This is a genomic window from Rhodococcus sp. P4_F5, assembly GCF_056401315.1.
This window is the reverse complement of sequence record NZ_JBFUJP010000120.1, coordinates 1-7,515: the sequence shown is the minus strand read 5'-3', so window position 1 is coordinate 7,515 and position 7,515 is coordinate 1. Positions and strand designations below refer to the sequence as shown.

The window sequence follows — 7,515 nt, the reverse complement described above, 5'->3', positions numbered from 1 at the left end:
CCGTCGGCCCGTACAGGTTGTGCAACCGCACCGCCGGCAGGATCTCCCGCAACCGCGCCGCGGTCTCCGCCGGCAACGCCTCACCCGACGCGAACACCTGCCGCAACGTCGCGCATTCCACCGCCGACGGCTCCGCCACGAACACCGCCAGCATCGACGGCACGAAGTGCATCGTCGTCACCGACTGCTCGACAACCACCTGCGCCAGGTACCCCGGATCGCGGTGCCCACCCGGCACCGCAACCACCAGACGAGCACCCACCTGCAACGGCCAGAACAACTCCCACACCGACACGTCGAACGTCACCGGAGTCTTCTGCAACACCACATCAGTCGAGTCCAACGGATACCGATCCTGCATCCACAACAGCCGATTCACGACCGCCGCATGCGTCACCGCGACACCCTTCGGCATCCCCGTCGACCCCGACGTGAAGATCACGTACGCCGTGTTCGACGGCACCAGCGGAGCACGCCGCTCGGCGTCCACGATCGGCCCGTCGGACACGTCCGAGAGGTCCAGCTCGTCGACCAGCAGCACCGGCCGCGCTCCGCCGCCGCCGAACTCGTCCCGCGCGGTACTCAGCACGCACACCGGCGCGGCGGTCTCGAGCACGTGTCCGACCCGCTCCGCCGGCTCGTCCGGGTCCACCGGCACGTACGCGCCGCCGGCGGCCTGCACCGCGTAGATCCCGGCCAGCAGGTCCGGCGACCGGCGCATCGCCAGCGCCACCGTCGACTCCGGACCCACACCCACCGAGATCAGCTGCCGCGCCAGCCGGTTCACCCGCGAGGAGAACTCGCCGTAGGTCTGAGACTCACCCTCGAACGACACCGCCACCGCGTCCGGAGTCCGCCCCACCTGCGCCTCGAACAACCCCGGCAGGGTCGCGGCCGGCACCGCACGCTCCGTCGCGTTCCACCGCTCGACCACCAACTCCCGTTCACCGGGCACGAAGCAGTCGACCGCACCGACCGGGGTGTCCGGATCCTCGACCACACCCCGCAGGACCCGGACAAACCGCTGCGCGAATCCTTCCGCCGTCGCCCGGTCGAATGCTCCTGGCCGGTAGCGCAGGCTCAGCCGCAGCGTCGGTTCCAGGATCGACAGCAGGGTGACGGGGTAGTGCGTGGCGTCGCGGGCCTCGAAGTCCGTCACCCGCATGCCCGCGATGTCGGTGTCTTCGCCGAGACCCGACGTGTCGACCGGATACGACTCGAACACCGACAGCGTGTCGAACAGGTTGCCCAGGCCCACCCGCGACTGGATGTCTCCGAGCCCGAGGTGATGATGGTCGAGCAGGGACGCCTGCTCCGCCTGCACCCGGGTGAGCAACTCCGCGACACTCTCGTCCGGGTCCACCCGCACGCGCACCGGCACCGTGTTGATGAAAAGCCCCAACATGTTCTCCACACCGGACAGCTGCGGCGGACGGCCGGAGACGGTGGCGCCGAAGACGACGTCGTCGCGGGAGAGCAACCGGGACAACAGCATCCCCCACGCCACCTGAACCACCGTGTTGACGGTGATCCCCCCGCGACGGACCGCCGCGGCGAGCGCGCCGAGCACCTCGGCGGGCAGCTCGATGTCGATCTCCTCGGGCACGCCGTTGGACCCCGCGGACGCCTGCGGCGCCAGCAGCGTCGGCTCCGCGAGGCCGTCGAGCGCACTGCCCCAGGCGCGGGCCGCCTCGTCGTGGTTCCGCGTCGCCAGCCAGCCCAGGTAGGTGCGGTAGCCGGTCTCCGGCAGCCCGACCGGGGTACCGCCGGCGACGTAGCGTTCCAGGAGTTCTCGGACCAGCACCGGCATCGACCAGCCGTCCAGGACGATGTGGTGATTGGTCAGCGCCAGTACCCATCGCCGCGGTGCGGTACGGAAGAGCGTCAGCCGCAGCAGCGGAGGTGCGGCGAGGTCGAACGGGGCGCCGCGGTCCTCGCCGAGTGCTCGTTCGAGGTCTGCCTCGGTGGCGGGACCGCGGCCGGTGAGATCCACCTCCCGCCACGGCACCACCACCTCGTCGACGACCAGCTGAGCGGGCACCCCGTCGGCGTCGTAGACGAACGCGGTCCGCAGGTTCGGGTGACGGTCGAGCAGGCCGGCCGCGGCGGCCCGCAGGCGCCCGGCATCTACCGTCCCCTCGAGGCCGATGCGCAGTTGCGCCGTGTACACGTCCACCGAGCTGGCGACCAACGATGCATGGAACAGCAAACCCTCCTGCAACGGCGACAGCGACCAGATGTCCCGCAGCGCCGGGAACTTCGCCTCCCAGCGCTCGATCTGCCCCTGGCTCACCGACACCAGCGGCGCATCGGACGGTGTCAGCCCGCCCGCACCGGGCCGACGTGCGCAGGTGGCGAGTCCGCCCATGGCCCGGCGCCACAGCTCGGCGAACGCCGCGACGTCGGCCTCGGGCAGCACCCCGCGCGGGAACGCGAACACCGCCGTCAGGCGGGGGCCCTCGGCACTGTCGTCGACGAAGGCATTGATGTCGACAACGGACGCGACCGGCAGGTCGGGATCCTGGGCGCCGCGGAGCTGACCGGTGCCCGCAACGGGCCGCCAGTCTCCCGCGTCGCCGGTGGTGCTGACGCGCCCGAGATAGTTGAAACTGACTTGTGGAGAACGGAATCGTCCGAGGGACTCCGCCACCTCGCTGTCGAGGAAGCGCAGCATTCCGAAGCCGATCCCGTGGTCCGGGATCGCGAGCAGCTGTTCCTTGACGGCCTTGACCGCCCGGCCCGCCTCCGGGCCGCCGGCCATGGCGTCGTCGACGTCGATCCCGGTGAGGTCCAGACTCGCCGGATACACAGAGGTGAACCAGCCGACGGTGCGGGACAGGTCGGCACCGGCGACGACGTGTTCCTCGCGGCCGTGCCCCTCGAGGTTGATCAGGGCCCGAGGCAGGTCCACGCCGTGTTCCCGGCGCCAGGTGATCAGTGCCAGCGCCAGCGCGGCAAGCAGCCCGTCTCCCACACCGCCGTGAAAGGCGTGCGGCAGCGCGGTGAGCAGTGCGTCCGTCACGCTCGACGGCACGTCGACGGTGAGGGAGCTGACGGTCGCGTCGACGTCGCGCGCGGGATCGAGTGGGCGGGAACCGATCAGCGGATCCGGTCCCTCGAGGATCCGCTCCCACAGTTCGAGTTCGTGCGTCCGTTTGGCCGTGGCGTCGCGTAAACCGTGCGACCACCGCCGCATCGAGGTTCCGACCGCAGGCAGGGTGGGAGTCAGGCCGGCCTGGAGTTGGCTGCACGCCGACGCCAGATCCGCGACGAGAATGCGCCACGAGACAGCGTCCACCACGAGGTGATGCGCCACCACGAGCAGGCGCCCCTCCTGGTTCGGGACGTCGAACCAGACCACCCGCAGCACGGCCGCGGCGGTCGGGTCCAGGCGGTCGGCCGAGGCGTCGAGTCCCGCGGCCGCGAGGGCGGTGAAGCCGTCGCCGTCCACCGTCTCGACCGGCACCCGACGGACCAGCTCTTCCGCCGCCGCCGCGCCTGCCGGCAGGACTTCCATGCCTTCGACAACCAGTCGTGCGCGGAGCATGTCATGACGGCCGAGGACCGCCGCGACGGCTCGAACGAGCACCTCGCGGGTGAGACCCGCGGGCGACGCCAGCAGCAGTGCCTGCGCGAACCTGTCGAGTCGCCCGCCGCTGCGCCCGAGCATCCACCGCGCGACCGGCGTCAGCGGCACGTCGCCGACCCCACCGCCCGGCAGCTCGTCGAGGACCACCGCGTCGAGACCGTCGAACCGTGCGGACTCGGCGAGGCCGGCGAGCGTCCTGCGTTCGAACACGTCTCGGGGAGAGAAGAGCACACCGGCAGCCTTGGCGCGGGCCACCAACTGGATCGACATGATGCTGTCGCCGCCGAGGGCGAAGAACGAGTCGTCCACCCCCACCGAGTCCAGTCCGAGCACCTCCCGGAACAGTCCGGCGAGCAGCTCCTCCGTCTCGGATCTCGGCGGTCGACTCGCGGGCGCCGAGAAGTCGGGCGCCGGAAGCGCTGCGCGGTCCAGCTTTCCGTGAACGGTCAGGGGCAGTGATTCGAGTACCACCAGCGCCGCCGGCACCATGTACGACGGCAACCGGCCGCCTACGAAGTCGAGGACGGCTCTCGAATCGAGCGTCACGCCGGGTTCGGGCACCAGGTAGCCGATCAGTCGATCGCCGCCGCCATCGACGTTCCACACCACAGTGACGGCCTGGGCTACGTCGTGATGGGCGAGCAGAGCGGACTCGACCTCGCCGAGTTCGATCCGGAAGCCGCGGACCTTCACCTGGGAGTCGGTGCGCCCGAGGTACTCCAACTGCCCGTCGGACGTCCAGCGCACCCGGTCGCCGGTGCGATACATCCGACTGCCCGGCGGGCCGAAGGGACCGGCGACGAATCGCCGCGCGGTCAGCGGGAACCGTCGGTGGTAGCCGCGCGCGAGGGCGGGGCCGGCGAGGTACAGCTCCCCCGTCACCCCGACGGGCACCGGCCGCAGTCGCGGGTCCAGCACGACGACCTCGAAACCGCGTATCGGTGTGCCGATCGTGACCGGCGCCGCCGGTACCAGTGCGGCACTGACACTCGCCACCACCGTCGCCTCGGTGGGCCCGTAGGCGTTGAACATTCTCCGGGCACCTTCTCGGGTACTCCACCGAGCTACCAGTTCAGGCGGACACGCCTCCCCGCCCGTCACCACACAGTCCAGATCAGGGAGACCCGCCGGATCGACCGACCCCAGCGCTGCCGGGGTCACGAAGCAGTGGGTGATCCGCTCGGATTCCAGCAGTCGCGCCAACTCGTCACCGCCGTACACGGACTGCGGCACGATCACCAGGGTGGCCGCCGCGCCGATCGCCAGCAGCAGCTCGAGGACGGCGGCGTCGAAGCTCGGTGACGCGAGGTGCAGCGTCCGGGACTGCGCAGTCGTCGCGAACGTCTCCCTCTCCTGCACAACGAAGTTCGACAGGCCGCGATGCGTAGTGACCACGCCCTTGGGTCTGCCGGTCGAACCCGAGGTGTAGATCAGGTAGGCCGGGTTGTCGATCTGAAGTGACGCGGCCCGGTGGTCGTCGGTGATCGCCGCCGCCGGGTAGCTCGAGAGTCGGTCCTCGAAGTCAGGGTCGTCGAGCACCAGCCACTCCGCCGCATCGGGAAGTCCGGCACGCCGCGCGGAGGTCGTCACACCCCGCACCGCGCCGGAGTCGGTGAGCATGTACTCGATCCGCGCGGGTGGATGACTCGGATCCACCGGCAGGAAGGCGGCCCCCGACTTGGCCACCGCCCACACGGCCACCACGGATTCGACCGACCGCGGCAGGCACAGTGCGACCACGGTTTCCGGTCCGGCACCGCACTCGATCAGCAGGCGGGCCAACTGGTTCGAGCGGCCGTCGAGGTCGCGGTAGCGCACCTCCCGCCCTTCGAAGACCAACGCCACGGCATCCGGATCGTGCGCGGCCGCGGTGGCCAACAGGTCCGGCAGGGACCGCGGCGCCACCGGGGCGGGGCCCACCACCGGTGTCAGTGCGGCGCGCTCCCCGGCACCCAGGATCTCGATGTCACCCACCCGGCAGGCGGGGCGGGCGACGACCGTCTCGAGGATGCGCTGAAGCCGCGTCGCGAACCCGATCGCCGTGTCCTCGTCGAAGAGGTCGGTCGCATAGCCGAGTCCCGCGGTGATGCCGGCCGGGTTGCCGGCGGAGTCCACGTTCTCGGCCAGCGTCAACTGCAGGTCGAAGTTGGTGGTGTCGATCTCGAAGTCGAGGCTCCGAACCCGTAGGTCCGGCAACTCCAGCGCGGGACGCTCGATGTCCTGGAACTCCAACATCACCTGGAAGAGCGGTGAGTACGCCGTGGACCGGGAGGGACTCAGGACCTCCACCACCCGCTCGAACGGGGCTTCCGCGTGGGTGAAGGCAGCAAGATCGGATTCCCGGACGCTGCCGAGGAATTCGGTGAAGGTGGCGCCGCCGTCGACGCGGGTGCGCAGGACGAGCGTGTTGACGAACATGCCCACCAGGTCGTCGAGTTCGCGCTCGCCACGGCCGGCGATCGGCGTCCCGACGGCGATGTCCTCCGAACCGCTCAGTCGGGCCAGCATGATCGCCAGCACGGCATGCATGGTCATGAAGACCGTGGTGTTGTGTTCTCGCGACAGCGCCACCACACCGGCATGGACGTCGGGGCCGATCACGAACTCGACGCGGCCGCCGCGAAGTGATCGGGCGGCGGGGCGGGGGCGGTCGGTGGGAAGCTCGAGCACTTCGGGCAGGTCCGACAGGGTGGCGCTCCAGTAGGCCAGCTGACTCGAAATGCGTGACGCCTCATCGGACTCCGAGCCCAACCACTCCCGTTGCCACAACGTGTAGTCGCCGTACTGCACCTCGAGCGGGGCCCAGTCCGGCGGCGATCCGCTCACCCGCGCCTCGTACGCCGCCATGATGTCCCGGGCCAACGGGGCCATGGAGAGACCGTCGGCCGCGATGTGATGCACCACCACCGCGAGCGTGTGCACGCCCTCGTCGAGGCGCAGCAGGCGTGCGCGCAGCGGGACCTGCTCGGTCACGTCGAATCCTGTCGACAGCACTCGCAGTACCCGCTCGCGGAGTTCGGCCTCACCCGACACGGTGATCGGATCGAGGTCCGGCACCGCGCTCGGCGCCGGCAGGACCACCTGACGCGGTCCGTCGTCGGTGAGCGGGAATACGGTGCGCACGGCCTCGTGTCGTTCGACGACGTCGGCGACCGCCGCCTGCAGGGCGTCCACGTCGAGTCGACCCTCGAGCCTCAACGCGAAGGCGACGTTGTAGGCCGACGACGAGGTGTCGAACTGATTGACGAACCACATGCGCTGCTGGGCGGGCGAAACCGGCACTTCCGCGCCGCCGTCCCTCGGCTTCAGCGGTGGACGGGCAACGGGTCCGTCGCGCGACTGGGCCAGTACGGCCAGGCCGGCCACAGTGGGGGCGTCGAACACGTCGTGAACACCGATCCGGCCCAGGACTGCATCATTGCCCGAGGCTCCGCCCGAGGAGGCATCATTGCCCGAGGCTCCGCCCGAGGAGGCACCGTTGCCCGAGGAGGCACCGTTGCCCGAGGTGGCCGCGTTGATCCGCGCCACCAGTCGCGTGGCGATCAGGGAGTTCCCGCCGAGCGTGAAGAAGTTGTCGTGCGCGCCCACCCTGGCGATTCCCAGCAGGTCGGCGTACACCGAGGCCACTATCTCTTCGATCGGGCTGCGGGGGGCCACGTAACCCGCGGCGGACGCACCGAAGTCCGGTTCGGGGAGCGCCTTTCGGTCGAGCTTCCCGTTCACCGTCACAGGCAACGCAGCAAGCACCGTGACCACCGCAGGCACCATGTACCCCGGCAACCGAGCCGCCACCGACCCGAGAACCGCCCGACCCTCCAACCGCACCCCCGCCGCCGGCACCACATACCCCGCGAGATGGTCACCACGCGACCCGTCACCGCGCAGCACCACCACCGCCTGCGCCACCCCCGGGTGACGCAGACGCA

1 protein-coding gene is annotated in these 7,515 nt (G+C 70.4%); it reads right to left on the bottom strand.

Annotated features, from left to right (window positions below):
• Positions 1-7,515 (bottom strand): amino acid adenylation domain-containing protein (locus AC1DU4_RS25745; RefSeq protein WP_477844717.1); only part of this gene is annotated, 7,515 nt, incomplete at both ends.